14 protein-coding genes and 1 pseudogene are annotated in these 16,766 nt (G+C 68.9%); 9 read left to right on the forward strand and 6 right to left on the reverse strand.

The window, feature by feature from the left end; genetic code table 11:
• Positions 1–111: 111 nt before the first annotated feature.
• From acnA to XM50_RS20525, 3 genes are all read right to left on the reverse strand, one after another.
• Positions 112–2,796 carry an aconitate hydratase AcnA gene (gene acnA / locus XM50_RS10165; RefSeq protein ID WP_046409223.1) on the reverse strand — a complete coding sequence of 895 codons (2,685 nt, stop codon included), beginning with the start codon at positions 2,794–2,796 and terminating at the stop codon, positions 112–114.
• 150 nt (positions 2,797–2,946) lie between these two features.
• Positions 2,947–4,302 (reverse strand): putative O-glycosylation ligase, exosortase A system-associated, encoded by a 1,356-nt coding sequence (locus XM50_RS10170; RefSeq protein WP_046409224.1) that lies wholly within the window; start codon positions 4,300–4,302, stop codon positions 2,947–2,949.
• Positions 4,295–4,432, reverse strand: a complete 138-nt coding sequence (locus tag XM50_RS20525) for a hypothetical protein (RefSeq protein WP_164518821.1) — start codon at positions 4,430–4,432, stop codon at positions 4,295–4,297. Before XM50_RS20525 ends, XM50_RS10170 begins: the two co-directional genes overlap by 8 nt.
• 122 nt (positions 4,433–4,554) lie before the next feature.
• Between XM50_RS20525 and XM50_RS10175 the strand changes: the two genes are divergently transcribed.
• A complete protein-coding gene (locus tag XM50_RS10175) occupies positions 4,555–5,772 on the forward strand; it encodes a TIGR04063 family PEP-CTERM/XrtA system glycosyltransferase (RefSeq protein WP_046409225.1) in 1,218 nt (405 codons plus the stop codon).
• Entirely contained in the window at positions 5,763–6,821 is a 1,059-nt protein-coding gene (locus XM50_RS19215) for a hypothetical protein (RefSeq protein WP_052742531.1), read from the forward strand. The genes XM50_RS10175 and XM50_RS19215 overlap by 10 nt, the downstream gene beginning before the upstream one ends.
• Before the next feature lie 13 nt (positions 6,822–6,834).
• Here the strand turns inward: XM50_RS19215 and XM50_RS10185 are convergent, their stop codons facing one another.
• Positions 6,835–7,146, reverse strand: a complete 312-nt coding sequence (locus tag XM50_RS10185; RefSeq protein ID WP_052742532.1) for a hypothetical protein — start codon at positions 7,144–7,146, stop codon at positions 6,835–6,837.
• Complete coding sequence (locus XM50_RS10190) at positions 7,146–7,364, reverse strand: hypothetical protein (RefSeq protein ID WP_046409226.1); 219 nt, start codon at positions 7,362–7,364, stop codon at positions 7,146–7,148. Before XM50_RS10190 ends, XM50_RS10185 begins: the two co-directional genes overlap by 1 nt.
• 87 nt (positions 7,365–7,451) lie before the next feature.
• On the opposite strand from XM50_RS10190, the gene XM50_RS10195 reads away from it, so the two are divergent.
• Positions 7,452–8,072 carry a S24 family peptidase gene (locus XM50_RS10195; protein WP_046409227.1) on the forward strand — a complete coding sequence of 207 codons (621 nt, stop codon included), beginning with the start codon at positions 7,452–7,454 and terminating at the stop codon, positions 8,070–8,072.
• Between the two features lie 29 nt (positions 8,073–8,101).
• Here the strand turns inward: XM50_RS10195 and XM50_RS20530 are convergent, their stop codons facing one another.
• Positions 8,102–8,275: a hypothetical protein gene (locus XM50_RS20530; protein WP_164518823.1), complete on the reverse strand. Its 174-nt coding sequence runs from the start codon at positions 8,273–8,275 to the stop codon at positions 8,102–8,104.
• Between the two features lie 123 nt (positions 8,276–8,398).
• Here XM50_RS20530 and XM50_RS10205 point away from each other — a divergent pair, with 123 nt between their 5' ends.
• The 6 genes and pseudogenes from XM50_RS10205 (at position 8,399) to XM50_RS10225 (ending at position 16,762) form a co-directional block, all read left to right on the forward strand.
• Positions 8,399–8,608: a hypothetical protein gene (locus tag XM50_RS10205; protein ID WP_046409229.1), complete on the forward strand. Its 210-nt coding sequence runs from the start codon at positions 8,399–8,401 to the stop codon at positions 8,606–8,608.
• Between the two features lie 49 nt (positions 8,609–8,657).
• A complete protein-coding gene (locus XM50_RS10210; protein ID WP_046409230.1) occupies positions 8,658–10,613 on the forward strand; it encodes an autotransporter assembly complex protein TamA in 1,956 nt (651 codons plus the stop codon).
• Positions 10,613–14,725 (forward strand): translocation/assembly module TamB domain-containing protein, encoded by a 4,113-nt coding sequence (locus XM50_RS10215; RefSeq protein WP_046409231.1) that lies wholly within the window; start codon positions 10,613–10,615, stop codon positions 14,723–14,725. Before XM50_RS10210 ends, XM50_RS10215 begins: the two co-directional genes overlap by 1 nt.
• 85 nt (positions 14,726–14,810) lie before the next feature.
• Complete coding sequence (locus XM50_RS10220) at positions 14,811–15,413, forward strand: polysaccharide biosynthesis/export family protein (protein ID WP_231621929.1); 603 nt, start codon at positions 14,811–14,813, stop codon at positions 15,411–15,413.
• Positions 15,414–15,678: 265 nt separating this feature from the next.
• Positions 15,679–16,305, forward strand: a pseudogene (locus XM50_RS21150) (outer membrane beta-barrel protein); the annotation flags it as partial.
• A 43-nt stretch (positions 16,306–16,348) separates the two neighbouring features.
• Entirely contained in the window at positions 16,349–16,762 is a 414-nt protein-coding gene (locus tag XM50_RS10225; protein WP_046409232.1) for an outer membrane beta-barrel protein, read from the forward strand.
• Positions 16,763–16,766: the final 4 nt, after the last annotated feature.

Here is a 16,766-nt window from a genome sequence, read left to right on the forward strand (position 1 = left end):
AAAAAGGGCGAGGCGTCCAGAACGCCTCGCCCTTTTTCATGCCTCTCTCCCTTCCCTAGGGGAAGGAAGCGACCCCCTGCCCTCCCGCGCGGGGAGGGCAGGGGGTCGCGATTACGCGGCCAGGTTGCGCAGCACGTACTGCAGGATGCCGCCGTTCAGGAAGTACTCCAGCTCGTTGACGGTATCGATGCGGCACAGCGTCTCGAACGTCTCGGTCGAGCCGTCCTTGCGGGTCATCGTCACGGTGACCGTCTGGCGCGGGCGCAGGCCGGCGACGTTCTGGATCGTGAACGTCTCGTCCCCGGTCAGCTTCAGCGTCTCGCGCGTCACGCCCTCGGCGAACTGCAGCGGCAGGACGCCCATACCGACCAGGTTCGACCGGTGGATACGCTCGAAGCTCTCCGCGATCACCGCGCGCACGCCGAGCAGGTTGGTGCCCTTCGCTGCCCAGTCACGCGACGAACCGGTGCCATATTCCTTGCCGGCGACGACGACCATCGGCGTGCCATCCGCCTTGTGGCGCATCGCGACGTCGTAGATCGGCATCACTTCCTCGCCATAACGGCTCATGCCGCCTTCGATCCCCGGCACCATCTCGTTCTTGATGCGGATGTTGGCGAAGGTGCCACGCACCATGACCTGGTCGTTGCCGCGGCGCGAGCCATAGCTGTTGAAGTCCGCCTTGGAGACCTGACGCTCCATCAGCCACGCGCCCGCCGGGCTGTCGGCCTTGATCGAACCGGCCGGGGAAATGTGGTCGGTGGTGATCGAATCGCCCAGGATCGCCAGCGGCTTCGCCTCGATGATGTCGGTCACCGGCGCCGGGGTCATCTCCATGCCCTCGAAATACGGCGGATTGGCGATGTAGGTCGATGCGGCCGGCCAGCTGTAGGTGTCCGAACCGGTCACGTCGATCGCGCGCCACTTGGCATCGCCCTCATACACGTTGCCGTAGCGGGTACGGAACATGTCGTCGTCAATGTTGGCGGTCATCAGCTCCGACACTTCCTGGTTCGAAGGCCAGATGTCCTTGAGGTACACCGGGCCGTTCGTCCCCTCGCCGATCGGCGTGTCGTTCATGTCGGTGGTGACGGTGCCCTTCAGCGCATAAGCGACGACGAGCGGCGGCGAGGCGAGGAAGTTCGCGCGCGCATCCGGCGAAACGCGGCCTTCGAAGTTGCGGTTCCCCGACAGGACCGATGCGACGACGAGGTCATTCTCGTTGATCGCGCTGCTGATCGGCGCGGCGAGCGGACCTGAATTGCCGATGCAGGTCATGCAGCCATAGCCGGTGAGGTTGAACCCCATGGCATCGAAATCGTCCTGTAGGCCCGACTTCACGAGATAGTCGGTGACGACCTGCGAACCCGGCGACAGCGACGTCTTGACCCAGGGCTTGGGCTTCAGGCCCAGCGCGCGTGCCTTGCGGGCGACGAGGCCGGCAGCGACCAGAACCGACGGGTTCGACGTGTTGGTGCAGCTGGTGATCGCGGCGATCACGACGTCGCCGTCGCCGATGTCATGGCCACGCTCGGCCACCTCGACGCGCTTCGGCTCGGCCTTGCTGTACACCTTCGTCAGGTCGGCGTTGAACACGTCGTCGACCTTATCGAGCGCCACCTTGTCCTGCGGGCGCTTCGGGCCGGCGAGCGACGGCACGACCGAACCCATGTCGAGTTCCAGCGTGTCGGTGAACACCGGGTCCGGCGTGTTGGCGTCGCGCCAGAAACCGTTCGCCTTGGCATAGGCTTCGACCAGCGCGATCGTTTCGGCAGGGCGGGCGGTCAGCTTCATGTAGTCGATCGTCTTGTTGTCGATCGGGAAGAAGCCGCAGGTCGCGCCATATTCCGGCGCCATGTTGGCGATCGTCGCGCGGTCGGCCAGCGTCATCTGGTCGAGGCCCGGGCCGTAGAACTCCACGAAGCGGCCGACGACGCCCTTGGCGCGCAGCATCTGGGTGACGGTCAGCACCAGGTCGGTGGCGGTGATGCCCTCGCGCAGCGCGCCGGTCAGCTTGAAACCGACCACTTCCGGGATCAGCATCGACACCGGCTGGCCCAGCATCGCGGCCTCGGCCTCGATGCCGCCGACGCCCCAGCCCAGCACGCCCAGGCCGTTCACCATCGTGGTGTGGCTGTCGGTGCCGACGCAGGTGTCGGGATAGGCGATCGCTGCGCCCGCGGTGGCGTTCTCGCCAGTCTCATTGGAGGTCCACACCGCCTGCGCGACATATTCCAGGTTCACCTGGTGGCAGATGCCGGTGCCCGGCGGCACGACCTTGAAGTTGTCGAGCGCCTTGGAACCCCACTTCAGGAACTCATAGCGCTCCGAATTGCGCTGATATTCGAGATCGACGTTATCCTCGAACGCCTTGGGCGTGCCGAATTCGTCGACCATGACCGAATGGTCGATGACGAGGTGGACGGGGACCTGCGGATTGATCTTCGCTGCATCGCCGCCCAGCTTGGTGATCGCGTCGCGCATCGCGGCGAGGTCGACGACGCACGGCACGCCGGTGAAATCCTGCATCAGCACGCGCGCGGGGCGATACTGGATCTCGCGGTCGGAACGGCGCTCCTTCTGCCAGTCGACGACGGCCTGCACGTCCTCCGCGGTCACGGTCTTGCCGTCCTCGAAGCGCAGCATGTTCTCGAGCAGCACCTTCATCGAGAAGGGCAGGCGGGAAATGTCGCCGAACTTCTCGGCGGCGACTTCCAGCGAGAAATAATCATAAGACTTGCCGCCGGCTTGCAGCGTGCGGCGAGCCTTGAGCGTATCGTGGCCGATGGCGGTCATGTGGGTCCTTTCCCCATAAGTGCGGCCAGCTCGGGCGCGGCGGGGAAGCAAGAAGCGCGATGGTCGCGCCTCTCGCGCGAGCGCGCCTGGGCGGGCGTGAGCGAGACGTCGCAGCGGCCGATAGCAGCGCTCAGGGGTGGGGGGAAGGTGTCAAGTCAGGCCGGCGGTGACTTCGTGCGCTTGCCGGCGCATCGGCCGCCACGCAGTCTCCCCGCGGCGTCGCGACAGATAGGTGTCGAGCCCGATCTGCGCCCCGATCAGCATGAACAGGAATGACTGGAAGGCGATACCGACGAACGCCCCGCCCAGCAGGTAGATCAGCTGCGCATTCTGCAACGCGCCCGCCAGGCTCCCGGCCCAGGCGAACGCGCCCTCGCGATAGCGCCGCCGCAGCACCTCCATCCGCACCAGCCCGATGACATTGATCAGCAGCCAGATCGCCAGCCCGGGATAACCCTGCTCGCCCAGCATCTCGAAATAGCTCGAATGATAGGCGCGGCTCTTGTCCACCGTCAGGTTGCGCTGGACGGTGCGATGCGGGCCTTCGCCCTCGACCGAAACCGTGTCGTAGCGGATCCGGTTCTGGCGATAGGCCTCGAACCCGCCGCCGAACGGATGGTCCTTCACATAGTCCATCGTCCACTTCCACACGGCGATGCGGGTGGAGGCGGATTCGTCCGCCTGATAGGTCTTGATCGTCCCCATCCGCTCGCTGAACGCGCTCGGCAGGAACGGGATGGCGGCAACGCCGATCAGCCCCAGCGCCGCGAGGTACAGCACCTTGCGTTTCACTTCGCGCAGCATCAGCACCGCGAGCAGGCCGATGCACAACAGGCCGGTCCGCGCCGAAGTGCCGACCGGGATCAGCAGGCACGCAAAGGTGAGCGCCGCACAGAACAGCCAGACGCGCCGGTCCGGCCGGAACACGGTGCCATATTTGCCCAGCCACAGGATGATCGGGATGAGCGAGATCGACACTGCCGAGATGATCGATCCTTCGTACAGGCCCGAATTGTTGCTCACCATCAGGTTCAGTTCGCCATAGCCGCCGCCGGAGGCGAGCGTCTTGATGCCGCCGACGATGATGATCGACGCGGCGGACAGCACCACGAACAGCAGCAGCGATTCGATCCGCAGCCGGGTGCGCAGCGTCAGCGGCAGGAACGCGGCAAAGGCCAGGTTCTTCCACACCCACTCCCACTTGCCCTCGGCCTCGATCGGGAAATCGGCGGTGCGGGTGGTGATCCAGCAATAGAGCAAGAGCAGCACGATCAGCGCCTGGCGCGGCGCGAAGCGCGAATCCTTCTTGTCGTCCACCAGCAGCCAGCCGAGCACCGCCAGCCCCGCGGCGATCATCGACACCGGCACGCTGTTGAGCAGGTAATAGGTAATCCGCTGCGGCGAGACGATATCGATATAGATATAGGTCAATACGAAGATGAACGGCCGCTTGAACCCGCATGCGAACAACGCGAGCAGGAAACCGATAAAGGCAAAGTCACGCACGCGGGCGACGTCCCGGGCGAGTCTTGTCGGCAGGCGGCGCTTCCGAATCGAGATCGTCGCGCCGCAGCAGCAGCCAGGCCGTCAGCAGCAGCAGGCCATGGCTGATCGCAAGGGCGAAATTGTCGATCATGGCGCGGTGCTGGTCGATCCCGAGGGGCGCCGCCGTGCACGGCGGGGCCGAAAAACGTTGCTCCCGCCTAGCGCCTTGGCAGTTGACGTGCCGTTAAGCGCCGGCGTGGCAGGCCAGCCGTGATGCGTATTCTTCACGTCCTCGATCACGGCCTGCCGTTGCAGAGCGGCTATACATTCCGCACCCGCGCGATCGTCAAGGCACAGCTCGCCCGCGGGTGGCAGGTGGCGGCCGTCACCGGCCCGCGCCATCATCACGGATCGCCAGCCACCGAGGTGGTCGACGGCATCACGTTCCACCGCACCGGCCCGTCGATGAAACTGCGCGCGCCCTTGTCGGAAATGGCCGAGGTCGCTGCCTTCGGTCGGCGGATCATGGCGGTGGCGCGCGATTTCCGCCCCGATATCATCCATGCCCATTCGCCCGTGCTCGACGCGCTGGCCGCGATGCGGGCGACCCGCGCGCTCCGCCTGCCGCTCGTTTACGAGATTCGCGCCTTCTGGGAGGATGCGGCGGTCGGCAATGGCACCGGGACCGAAGGCTCGCTGCGCTACCGCGCCACCCGCGCGCTGGAAAGCTGGGCGGTCCGCCGCGCCGATGCGGTGGCGGTGATCTGCGAGGGGTTGAAGACCGATCTGCTCGCCCGCGGCGTCGCTGCCGACAAGATCATGGTCTCCCCCAATGGCGTCGACATGGCGCTGTTCGGCGACCCGCCCCCGCGCGACGAGGCGCTGGCGCAGCAGCTCGGCCTTGACGGGGAGGTGATCGGCTTCATCGGCAGCTTCTACGATTATGAGGGGCTGGACGATCTCGTCGCCGCCATGCCCGCGCTCGTCGCGCAGCGCCCGCGCGCACAGCTGCTGCTGGTCGGCGGCGGCCCGATGGAGGCGGCGCTCCGCGCGCAGGTCGCGGCCTCGCCCGTCGCCGACCGGATCCACTTCGCCGGCCGCGTGCCGCATCAGGAGGTGGAGCGTTACTACAGCCTCGTCGATATCCTCGCCTATCCGCGCAAGAAGATGCGCCTCACCGATCTCGTCACCCCGCTGAAGCCGCTGGAAGCGATGGCACAGGGCCGGCTGGTCGCGGCATCGGACGTCGGCGGCCACCGCGAGCTGATCCGCGACGGGGAAACGGGCACGCTGTTCGCCGCCGATGATCCCGCCGCGATCACCGCCGCGCTCGCCGCGTTGCTCGCAGACCGCACGATCTGGGATAACCGCCGCGCCACCGCGCGCGCCTTTGTCGAGCGGGAGCGTAACTGGTCTTCAAATATTTCACGTTACGAACCGGTCTATCGGCGGCTGATGGATGCCGCGGGCAAGGGTGACACATGGTCGTAAGGCGCACCGGCACGGACGTGACACGCTATCTGATCCCCGCAGCCTTGCTGGCTGCCGGCGTCATCATTGCCGCGTCGATCGCCGCGATGCCGCGCGTGAACTTCGACCTGCTGCTGTGGCGACTCGGTCTGCCCGATGTCATCCCGGCGGCCGCCCCGCCTGTCGGCGCGACCGGGCGCACCCTGCTGGCACTGGCGGCGCTGTTCCCCTTCCTCCTTGTGTCGGCGATCGCCTGGCGGCTGGGAAATGGCGGCCCGCTGTTCGCCCTGCGCCGCCGAGACCGCGACGCTGGCCTCCCCGCCTTGCGCCGCGCGGACGCGCACCCCGATCACCCGCCGCGCTGGCCGATTCGCGCGGACGAGGATCTGGGCCCGCCCTTACCCGCGGTCGGCAGCCCGGCCGCGCGGGTGCTGCCCGGCGACGATCTGCCGCTCCCGGCCGATCTCGATCAGCCGCTTGCCGCCTTCGACCCGATCGCCATTCCCGACGTCCCGCGTGAACCGGCCCGCCCGGTCGCGCCGCTGGTCACGATCGTCGTCCCGCCGCGCAGCCACGATGCGGCGCCAGAAACGTCCGAGTCGCTGCCCGACATGCCGGCGGAGATCGCGGATGACCTCAGCCAGCCGCCGATCTCCGATAATGACGCCGCACCTGAAGAGCCAGTTCCGGAGCTTGTCCCGACCGCCGAGGTATCTCCCGCCGAATGGGAAGCACCAACGCCGGCCGCCGAAGAGCCAGATGCGGCCGCACCGGAACCGCTTCCCCTCAGCGAGCTGGCCGCCGAACCCGCGGCTGACCAGAGTGACGCCGACCAGCGGGACGAACCGGCCAGCCCCGAACCCCATCTCGAACCCGCGCCTGAACCCGCCAATACGGATCAGGACTCGATCAGCGCCTTGCTCGACCGGCTCGAACGCGGAGCGCAGCGGCGCAAGGGGGCGCCGCCGCCCGCACCGCCGCTGCCCGAACCCGATCCGCCGGCCCCGTCGCCCCCGCCGGGCAGCCTCGACGATACGCTGGTGATGCTCCGCCGCATGGCGCGCGGCTGATCGGTCGCGCGGGCTACGCGCGATCCACCGTCACCGCCTCGATCCGCGCCTGCCATTGCCCGTCCTGCTCACGCGCCCCCGTCACCGACAGCCCGGCAAGCAGGGAGCCCGGCAGCGCCACGTCCACATCCTCCACCCGCGACAGCCACTCGCGCGCCGCGTCTCCCGCAGGGGTCGTCAGCGTCATCGCATGCCGCTCTCCGGCAAAGGTGGCGCTATACCAGGGCGCCGACCCCATCGGTTCGATCGTCACCGACAGGCGCCGCTGCGCCGCCGATGCGTGCAGCGCGCGCTCGATCAGCGCCGCCGGCGCAGGGCCGCGCATCAATTCGCCTCCGCTTCGTGGCCGTTGGCGGCAATCGGCACGTCCGCCGCAGCCTCGCGCAGCGCCGCCTCGACGCGCGCGCGCATCTTCGGTCCCGGCGTGCGCCCGCGCCGCAAGTCGTGGACCAGCCGGGGGTCATTCACCACGCGCCGGCCAAAGGTGGTCGGCGGAATTCCCGTCCGCCGCAGGTAGCAATCGATCTGGGTGAGGAGGGACATGGCAAGCTCCTGAGTCGCTTATGTTCCTCTTTTGTTCTCTCAACTTTTCCAACTTGTCTAGGAAAAATCCTAGACTACAAGGATGGCATGGCGGACACGGTGGCCCAGACGGTTGAGCGGCTCGCGGCAGCGCGCGGGATCAGCCTGTCGGAACTGTCCCGGCTGCTCGGGCGCAACCTTGCCTATCTTCAGCAATTCGTCCGCCGGGGAACGCCGCGTCGTCTGGCGGAGGCCGACCGCCGCGTGCTGGCGCAATTCTTCGGCGTCGATGAAACGCTGCTCGGCGGTACCGCTGCGCCCGAGGCGCCGCTGGTATCCGTCCCTTATCTCACCGTCGCCGCCTCGGCCGGCGCGGGGCAGGCGACGGGGGAGGAGCGGGCGATCCGCCATGAGGCGTTCGGCGCGCGGCTGTTGCGTGACGCCGGGATTACCCCCGCTGCCGCCTCGCTCATCGATGCGGTGGGCGATTCGATGGCGCCGACGATCCTTTCGGGCGACCGCTTGCTGGTCGACCGCAGCGATGTCGCGCTCGCCAGCGATGCCATCTTCGTCGTGCGGCGGGGCGGGGAATTGCTGGTGAAGCGGGTGCGGCGGGATGGCGCCGGCCTGACGCTGCTCAGCGACAATCCCGATTATGCGCCGCTATCGTGCGCAAGGGGGGAGGCGGACGTGATCGGCCGCGTCCGCCTGCTACTGCGTGAACCCTGATCGCCGGTGGCTGCCGCGCGTCACGCGTTTCAGCCGCGATCCTTCAGCCACATGGCAACCGCGATCGCGCTGCCGATCGCCAGCCCGGCGAGAAAGCCGATCGACGGCTGCCCGACGAGCAACCCGATGACAGTGCCGGCTAGCAAGCCAACGGCAATCAGGAATCCGCCGGCATTGCCCGGGCGCTTGAGGGGATCGGCCATGACGCGCGCCTTGCCACGCCGCACCGCACGCTGCCAAGCGGCAAACCGTTAACCCTCGCCGTTCACGCCCGGGGAGGACGTTGCGCGGTAGCGCGGCCGCGTCATTCGCAACGGGGCGCCACCTTGTCATCCTTGTACCTCGCCGACCGCCAACTGGTGTCTGACGCCGCCGCGCTGATCCATCGTTTCGGCACTTATGCTGCGGACGAGGCGGCACGTCGCGCCGATCGCAGCCGCACCGTCGGCAACGTGATCCACTTCTGCCGCTGGCGTCAGGTCGAACGGTTGGTGCGGGTGCTTGCGACCGATCAACGCCTGGGCACGCTGCACTGAGCGTCACGCCGCATTGCCGCCCGGCGGCGGACGGCTTACGGCAGGGTCAATGGACGGGCGTAGGGCGCTGATCGCTGGGGCAGGTCTGATCGCGTCGATCGTCTCGGCGCCGGCTGGCGCGCAGCAAGCGGCCGGGACCGCTCCCGCGCCTGCGCTTCCTGCGGAACAGCCGATCGATCCCGCCGCGCCGCTCGCCGACATGCCCGATATCGGCGTGGCCTGGCCGGAACTGCCGCCACAGACCCCCGCCGCGCAACAGGCGACCGCCGCGCAAACCGGCGAGACACGCTATGCGTGGCGCATCGACGGGCTCGACGACATGGCCTCGCCGCTCCTGCGCGAACGCTTCGCCGCTTTGTCGGTGCTCGACCAGAACGATGGTGAGGCCGCCAACGCCGCGCAACTCGATCGCCGCGCGCGCGAGGATTCGACGCTGCTCGTCACGCTGCTGCGCGCGCAGGGCTATTATGATGCGGAGGTCGAACCGCGCATTGACACCGTCGATGGCCGTCCGCTGGTCATCCTCACCGCGACACCGGGGCCGATCTACCGGCTGAAGGAGGTGACGATCGATGGCGTCGCGGCGGCGGGGGACAAGGCGACCGCGCTGCGCGATGCCTTTGGCGTCAAGCCTGACGACCCCGTCGACGCCGATCGCATCACCACCGGAGAGGCGAAGCTGCGCGTCGAGGCGGGGGAACAAGGCTTCCCCTTCGCGAAGGTGGGCGAACCCGAGGTGACGATCGACCGCGAGGCGCGCACCGCCACGCTCGACATCAGCGTCGATCCCGGCACCGCGCGCGTCTTCGGACAGATCCGCGCCAATCCGAACAATCGCGTGTTCGATGCCGAGCATGTGCAGGAAATCGCCCGCTTCGAACCCGGAAAGCCCTATTACGCCCCGGCGCTGGACGACCTGCGCCGCGCATTGGTGCAGACCGGGCTGGTGTCGGTGGCGGAAGTGACGCCGGTACCCGGCACCACGCCCGACACGGTCGACATCGACGTCCGCCTCGAACCCGCTCCCCCGCGCACCATTGCGGGCGAAATCGGCTATGGCACCGGCGAAGGCGCGCGCGTCGAGGCGAGCTGGACTCACCGCAACCTGTTCCCGCCCGAAGGCGCGCTGACGCTCCGTTCGGTGCTCGGCACGCGCGAGCAGCTCGGCGCGGTCACCTTCCGCCGCAACAATTTCAAGGGCCGCGACCGCGTGCTGACGGCGCAGATCAGCGCCGCGCACACCAATCGCGAAGCCTATGAGGCGAACACCTTCTCGCTCTCCGGCAGCCTCGAACGCCAGACCAACATCTTCTTCCAGAAGACGTGGACCTGGTCGCTCGGCGCCGAGCTGGTGGCGTCCGACGAACGCGACGTGATCGTCTCGACCGGCGAGCCGCGTCGCCGCACCTTCTTCATCGCCGCCGCGCCGACCAGCCTCGTCTATGACGGCTCCGACGACCTCCTGAACCCGACGCGCGGCTTCCGCCTCGGCGGCCGCTTCAGCCCGGAGGTGTCGCTCCAGGGTTCGGCCTTCGGCTATGCGCGGACCCAGGTCGATGCCAGCGCCTATAAATCGGTCAGCGACGGCGTGGTGCTGGCGGGGCGCATCCGCCTCGGCACGATCGTTGGCGCGCCGCGCGATGCGATCGCGCCGTCACGCCGCTTCTACGCCGGCGGCGGCGCCTCGGTGCGCGGCTATGGCTATCAGCTGATCGGCCCGCGCGATCCCAACAATGATCCGATCGGCGGGCGCAGCCTCGCCGAATTCGCCATCGAAGGCCGGATCAAGGCATTCGGCGACTTCGGCATCGTGCCCTTCTTCGACGGGGGCAACATCTACACCTCCGCGCTGCCCGACTTCTCCGGCCTGCGCTACGGTGCCGGCGTGGGCGTGCGCTATTACAGCAACTTCGGCCCGATCCGCGTCGACGTCGGCACCCCGCTCAATCCGCAGCCGGGCGATTCGCGCGTCGCGGTCTATGTCTCGCTCGGGCAGGCGTTCTGATGCGGCTGTGGCGCTGGGCCCTCGGCGGGATCGTCGCACTCGCCACGATCATCCTCGCCAGCCTGTGGATCGTCGACACCGATGTCGGCCACCGCTGGGTCGCGCAGCGGATCAACGCCGCACGGCCGGCGAACGGGCTGCGCATCACCGTCGGCCGGATCGACGGCTCGCTCTTTGGCGCTGCCGTGCTGCGCGACGTGAAGGTCCACGATCCCGAGGGGCTGGTATTCGCTGCGCCGCGCGCCAACCTCGACTGGCGGCCCTTCGCCTGGCTCTCCAACCGGCTGGAGATCCGCTCGCTCGATATTCCGGTCGCCATGCTGGCGAAACTGCCCCGGCCGCGCCCGACTGGCCGGCACGGGCCGATCCTGCCCGATTTCGACATCGTGATCGGCCGTTTGTCGCTCGATCGGCTCGTGGTCGCGCCCAAGGTGACCGGGGCATTGCGCTACGGCCGCATTGCGGGCCGCGCCGATATCCGCAACGGCAATGCCCTCGTCGCGCTCGATGCCATCGTCGAGGGGAGCGATCAGCTCCGCCTGCGCATCGATGCCGCGCCCGATCGCGACCGCTTCGACCTCGACGTGCGCGCCCGCGGCAGCGCGAGCGGCGTGCTGGCGCGGCTTTCCGGCATCCGGCGCCCGCTCGCGCTTGAGATCGCCGGTGACGGCCGCTGGGCCAATTGGCAGGGCCGCGCCATGGCCCGCGCCGGCGACGCGCAGATCGTCGATCTCGCGCTTGGCAACCGCGCCGGCGCCTACACGCTCGGCGGCATGCTGGCCCCCGGCAGCATCACCCGCGGCAAGCTTCAGCGCCTCTCCGCCCCGCGTGTACGCGTCGAGGGCGCCGGCACCTTCGTCAATCGCCGGCTCGACGGCCGACTGTCCGCCCGCTCGTCGGCGCTCGCGATCGAGGCCACCGGCATTGCCGATCTGGGCGAAAGCGCGTGGCGCAACCTGCGCATCCGCGCGCGGCTGCTGCGGCCCGCCGCGCTATTCCCCAATATGAGCGGCCGGAATGTGGAGCTGCGCGCCGTGCTCGACGGGCGCTTCGCCACCGCCAGCTTCGACTATCGCGTCACCGCGCCGCGCCTCGCCTTCGACAATACCGGGTTCGAACAGGCGCGACTGGCTGGGAAGGGGCGGCTGTCCGCCTCACCGATCGCGCTCCCGGTCCGCTTCACCGCCGCGCGCGTGACCGGCGTCGGCGATGTCGCCGGCGGAATCCTGCGCAATTTGTCGGTCGACGGCATCCTGCGCGTGACATCCACGACGCTCACCGGCGATGACCTGCGCCTCAGGTCCGACAAGCTGACCGGCCAGATCAGCCTGCTCGTCGATCTGCGCACCGGCATCTATCAGGTCGGCCTGAACGGCGCGCTGGGCCGCTATCTGATCCCGGGCCTCGGCGTCGTCGACGTTACCTCGCGGCTGCGCGTGGTGCCGGGCCCGGGTGGGCGCGGCACGCGGGTGATCGGCGATGGCAGCGCGCAGATGGTCCGCCTCGACAATGGCTTCTTCCGCAGTCTGGCCGGGGGACTGCCGCGTATCGTCACTGGGCTGGAACGCACGCCCGACGGTATCCTCCATTTCCGCAATCTGGTGCTCACTGGCCCGTCGATCCGACTGGTCGGCAATGGCTACCGCCGCCGTGACGGTACCTTCGTCTTCGCCGGCGCCGGCCAGCAGGCACAATATGGCCCCGTCGCGCTGAAGCTCGACGGCCGCATCGAACGCCCGACGCTCGACCTTCAGTTCCGCCGGCCCAATGACGCCTTGGGGCTGCAGGATGTGCGGCTTCATCTCGATCCCACCGCGCAAGGTTTCACCTTCACCGCCGCCGGTCAGTCACGCCTCGGGCCATTCGATGGCGCCGGTGACATCCTGTTGCCCCGCGGCGCGAACGCGCAGATCGCGGTCCAGCGCCTCGATGTCAGCGGCACGCGCGCCACCGGCATGGTCACCATCGTCGATGACGGGTTCGACGGTCGGCTCGCGGTGAGCGGCGGCGGGATCGATGGAGACGTCGTGCTCCGCCCGGTCAACGCGGTGCAGCGGATCGAGACCCGGCTGGCGCTGCGCAACGCCCAACTCGTCGGCGGCGCGACGCTGCGCCAGGGGCGGATCGATCTGGCGATCATGCTCGACCCTGCCGGCACCACGCTGGAGGGGACGTTCAACGGCACCGGCTTGCGTCGTGGCCCGCTCAGCCTCGCGCGCTTCGCCGCCAATGCGCAGCTGCGCGACGGCTTGGGGCAGGTGCGGCTCGCCATCGCCGGCTCGCGCGGGCGATCGTTCGACCTGCAGAGCGTCGTGGACGTGACCCCCGACAGCTATCGCATCGTGGCGCAGGGCACGGTCGATCGCCGCCCGCTGCGCCTCGATGCGCCCGCGGTGGTGACCCGCGATGGCGATGGCTGGCGGCTGGCGCCGGCGACGATCGCCTTCGCCGGCGGCACCGCCACCGTCGGCGGCCGCTTCACCACCGACAGCAACATGATCGACGCCAGCCTGTCGCAGATGCCGCTCGCGGTGCTCGACATCGTGTCGCCCGGGCTTGGCCTTGGCGGCACCGCCTCGGGCAAGATCAGCTATGCCAGCACCACCGGCAGCGCGCCGACCGGCCGGATCGACATGGCGGTCAGCGGCCTGACGCGCTCCGGCCTGCTGGTGTCCTCCAACCCGATCGACATGGCGGTGGCCGGCGTCCTCACCGCCGATCGCGCCGGTATCCGCGCGGTGGTCGGCAGCGGCGGGCGGACGATCGGCCGCGGCCAAGCGCTGCTGCGCCTGGCACCGGGCGACATCACCACCCGCTTCGCGAATGCCGGCGTGTTCGGCCAGCTCCGCTACGAAGGTCCGGCCGACACCCTGTGGCGGCTGACCCGGGTCGAGCTGTTCGACCTCTCCGGCCCCGTCGCCATCGCCGCCGACGTGACTGGAACGCTCGCCGATCCCGCCATTCGCGGCTCGGTCCAGGCAAAGGGCGCGCGGATCGAAAGCGCCACCACCGGCACGGTCCTGACCGACGTGCAGGCCGGCGGGCGATTTGCCGGCTCATTGCTGTCGATCGACCAGTTCACCGCCAACGCCGGGCGCGAGGGCAAGGTCACCGGCACCGGCCGGTTCGATTTCGCCGCGCGCGGCGGCATCGGCCTTGACCTGACGCTCAACGCCAATCGCGCGGTGATGATCAACCGCGACGACATTGGCGCCACCGTCACCGGGCCGTTGCGCTTCCAGTCGACCGGCCGCGGCGGTACCATCTCGGGCGCGGTGAAGCTCGATCGCAGCCGCTACCGGCTGGGCCAGGCGACCGCCGCCAGCGCGGTGCCGCGCCTCAAGATAAGGGAGATCAGCGAACCGGGCGGCGGCAGCGACGTCACCACCCCGCCCGCCCCGTGGCAGCTCGATATCCGCGCGCGCGCCAGCGATCAGTTGCTCGTCACGGGTCTAGGCCTCACCAGCGAATGGTCCGCCGACCTCGCGATCGGCGGCGCGCCGGACAATCCGGCAATCACCGGCCGGGCCGATCTCGTCCGCGGCGACTACGAATTCGCCGGGCGTGAATTTGAGCTGTCGCGCGGCGTCATCCGCTTCGCTGGCGAAGTGCCCGCCAATCCCGCCCTCGATATCGAGGCGGATGCCAACACGACCGGGCTCAACGCGTCGATCCGCGTGACCGGCGTCGCGCTGAAGCCCGAAATCACCTTCAGCAGCACGCCGGCGCTGCCGCAGGACGAACTGCTCTCGCGGCTGTTGTTCGGCACGTCGATCACCAATCTGTCCGCGCCCGAGGCGCTTCAGCTCGCCGCCGCGGTCGCTGCGCTGCGCGACGGCGACGGCGGGCTCAACCCGATCAACGCGGTGCGCCGCGCGGCGGGGCTGGACCGGTTGCGCATCCTTCCTGCCGATCCGCAAACCGGGCAGAGCACGTCGATCGCCGCCGGCAAATATGTGACGCGCCGGCTCTATGCGGAGATCGTCACCGACGGTCAGGGCTATTCCGCCACCCGCGTCGAATATCAGGTCACCCGCTGGCTCTCCTTGCTGTCGAGCATTTCCACCCTCGGCCGGCAAAGCGCGAACGTGCGTATCTCGCGCGATTATTGATCCGCCAGCCCCTGTTTATCCAGCAGTCCCAGGCTGCGGCGCGTCGTTGCGTTGACCCTTCTCCTGTGCAAGCGTCGCCGAAACAATGATTTACGCGAACGGGGGCGCGATGATCGGCCGGGCAGCACTTCTTTTCGGCATCCTCTCGCTATGCGGCGCCTGTGCCGAACAGGGGGAGGGGCCGGTGCTCTCCTCCGGCGACCGCTACGTCGCGGCCGAGGCGCTGACGGCGGACTATCGCCTCGGCACCGGGGACAAGGTGAAGGTCAGCGTTTACAATGAACCCGGGCTCAGCGGCGAATATTGGATCAATCCCGACGGCACATTGTCGCTCCCGCTGATCGGCAGCGTCCCGGCGCGGGACAAACCGGTGGCCGAAGTCGCGGCGGAGGCGCGGGCGCGGCTCGCCGATGGCTATCTGCGCGAACCGATCGTCGCGATGGAGGTGGTCGCCTTTCGCCCCTTCTACATCATGGGGGAGGTCGCGGCGCCCGGCCAATATCCTTATGCCAGCGGCATGACCGCGATGAACGCCGTCGCGCTCGCCCGCGGGTTCACGCCGCGCGCCAACCGCGCCGTGGTCCGCATCCGGGGGGAGGGGACTGCAGCAGAAGTGAATTATCGCCTGACCCCCGAATTGATCGTGCGCCCTGGTGACACGCTGCGCATCGGTGAACGCTTCTTCTGAAGACCCGCGAAAGGGTGTTGCATTGCGCACGCGTTAACCACACTATCTGCTTGGTTTCGGGGGGGATCATGCATTGTGGATGGGGCGGCTGGGGGGCGCGTTGCTCGCGCTTGCCACGGCATTCGCGGCGCAGGGCGCGCGGGCGCAGGACGGGCTCATCGTGTCCGCGGCGATCCCGCAAGGGGTCGATCGCGGCCGCAACCTCAGCGTCGCCCAGCGCCTTCGTCCCGCCTACACCCCCAGCGGCGCGCGGATCGGCGGGCTGATGATCTTTCCCCGCCTGCGCACGGCGGCAGGGGGCACGTCCAACAGCTATCTCGCGCCCAGCAATGGCCGCCCATCCGCCTTCGTATCGTTGGCGCCCGCCGTTGAGGTCGCCTCGCTCTGGTCGCGCCACGCGCTGCGGCTGCAGGCCGAGGCGCTCGACCGCCGCTACCTCAATGAATCGCGCCGCAACGAACGCACATGGACGCTGGCGGGGGAGGGGGAACTGGAGCTTGGCGCAACGCTGCGCGCCGCCCCGCGTCTCGCAGCGTCGCAACAGGTCGAAGGACCGCTCTCGGGGGAAGTCGATGCGGCGCAGGCGGCCGTGTCGCGCTTCCGCCGCGATCTTGCGTCCGTCCGGGTGCAACATGTCAGCGGCCGCATACGCACCTTCGTCATCGCCGACGCCGCCACCTTCCGCTTCGCGCCCGTTCGCCGGGCCGACGGCACCCGCCTCGACCAAAGCGGCCGTGATCGCGAGGTGATCCGCGTCACCGGCCAGTTCGAATATGCCCGCTCGCCCGCCCTGTCGCTGTTCGTCCAGGCGGGGCACACCACCACCCGCTTCACCGCCCCCGGCCGCGCCCCGCTCGGGTCAGACATGATCCGCCTCGCCGCCGGCCTCAATGTCGATCTCGCGCAGCGCGCGCGCGGCACCATCGCCATCGGCCATGTCGACCGCCACTACATCAGCGGGGGAGCATCGCGGCGGACTGGTCGCGGAAGGCGCGCTGGAGCTGTTCCCGACGCAGCGTCTGACGCTCAGCGCCAAGGCGCGCCGCAGCCTGGAGGACGCGACCTACGGCAATCGCCGGCCCCGGCCGTTCTGGGACGATCGCCTGTCCGCCGGCGTCGACTACGAGCTGCTCGCCAACCTCATCCTGACCGCCACCGCCGACGCGGCCCTCCAGACGGAGATTGCCGCCCCCAACCGGCGCACCATCCGCCGCGTCGGCGCAGGCGCCCGCTACCTCGTCTCGCGCCGGATCACCCTGGACGCCGCGATCAGCCATGTCGTGCGCGACGGCACCGCCACCGCGGCGCGCGAAACACGGGGCCAAGCCGGCCTCACCTTTCACCTTTGAGACA

Origin of the sequence: Sphingomonas sp. Ag1, from assembly GCF_000980895.1 — a bacterium.
GTDB lineage: Bacteria > Pseudomonadota > Alphaproteobacteria > Sphingomonadales > Sphingomonadaceae > Sphingomonas > Sphingomonas panaciterrae.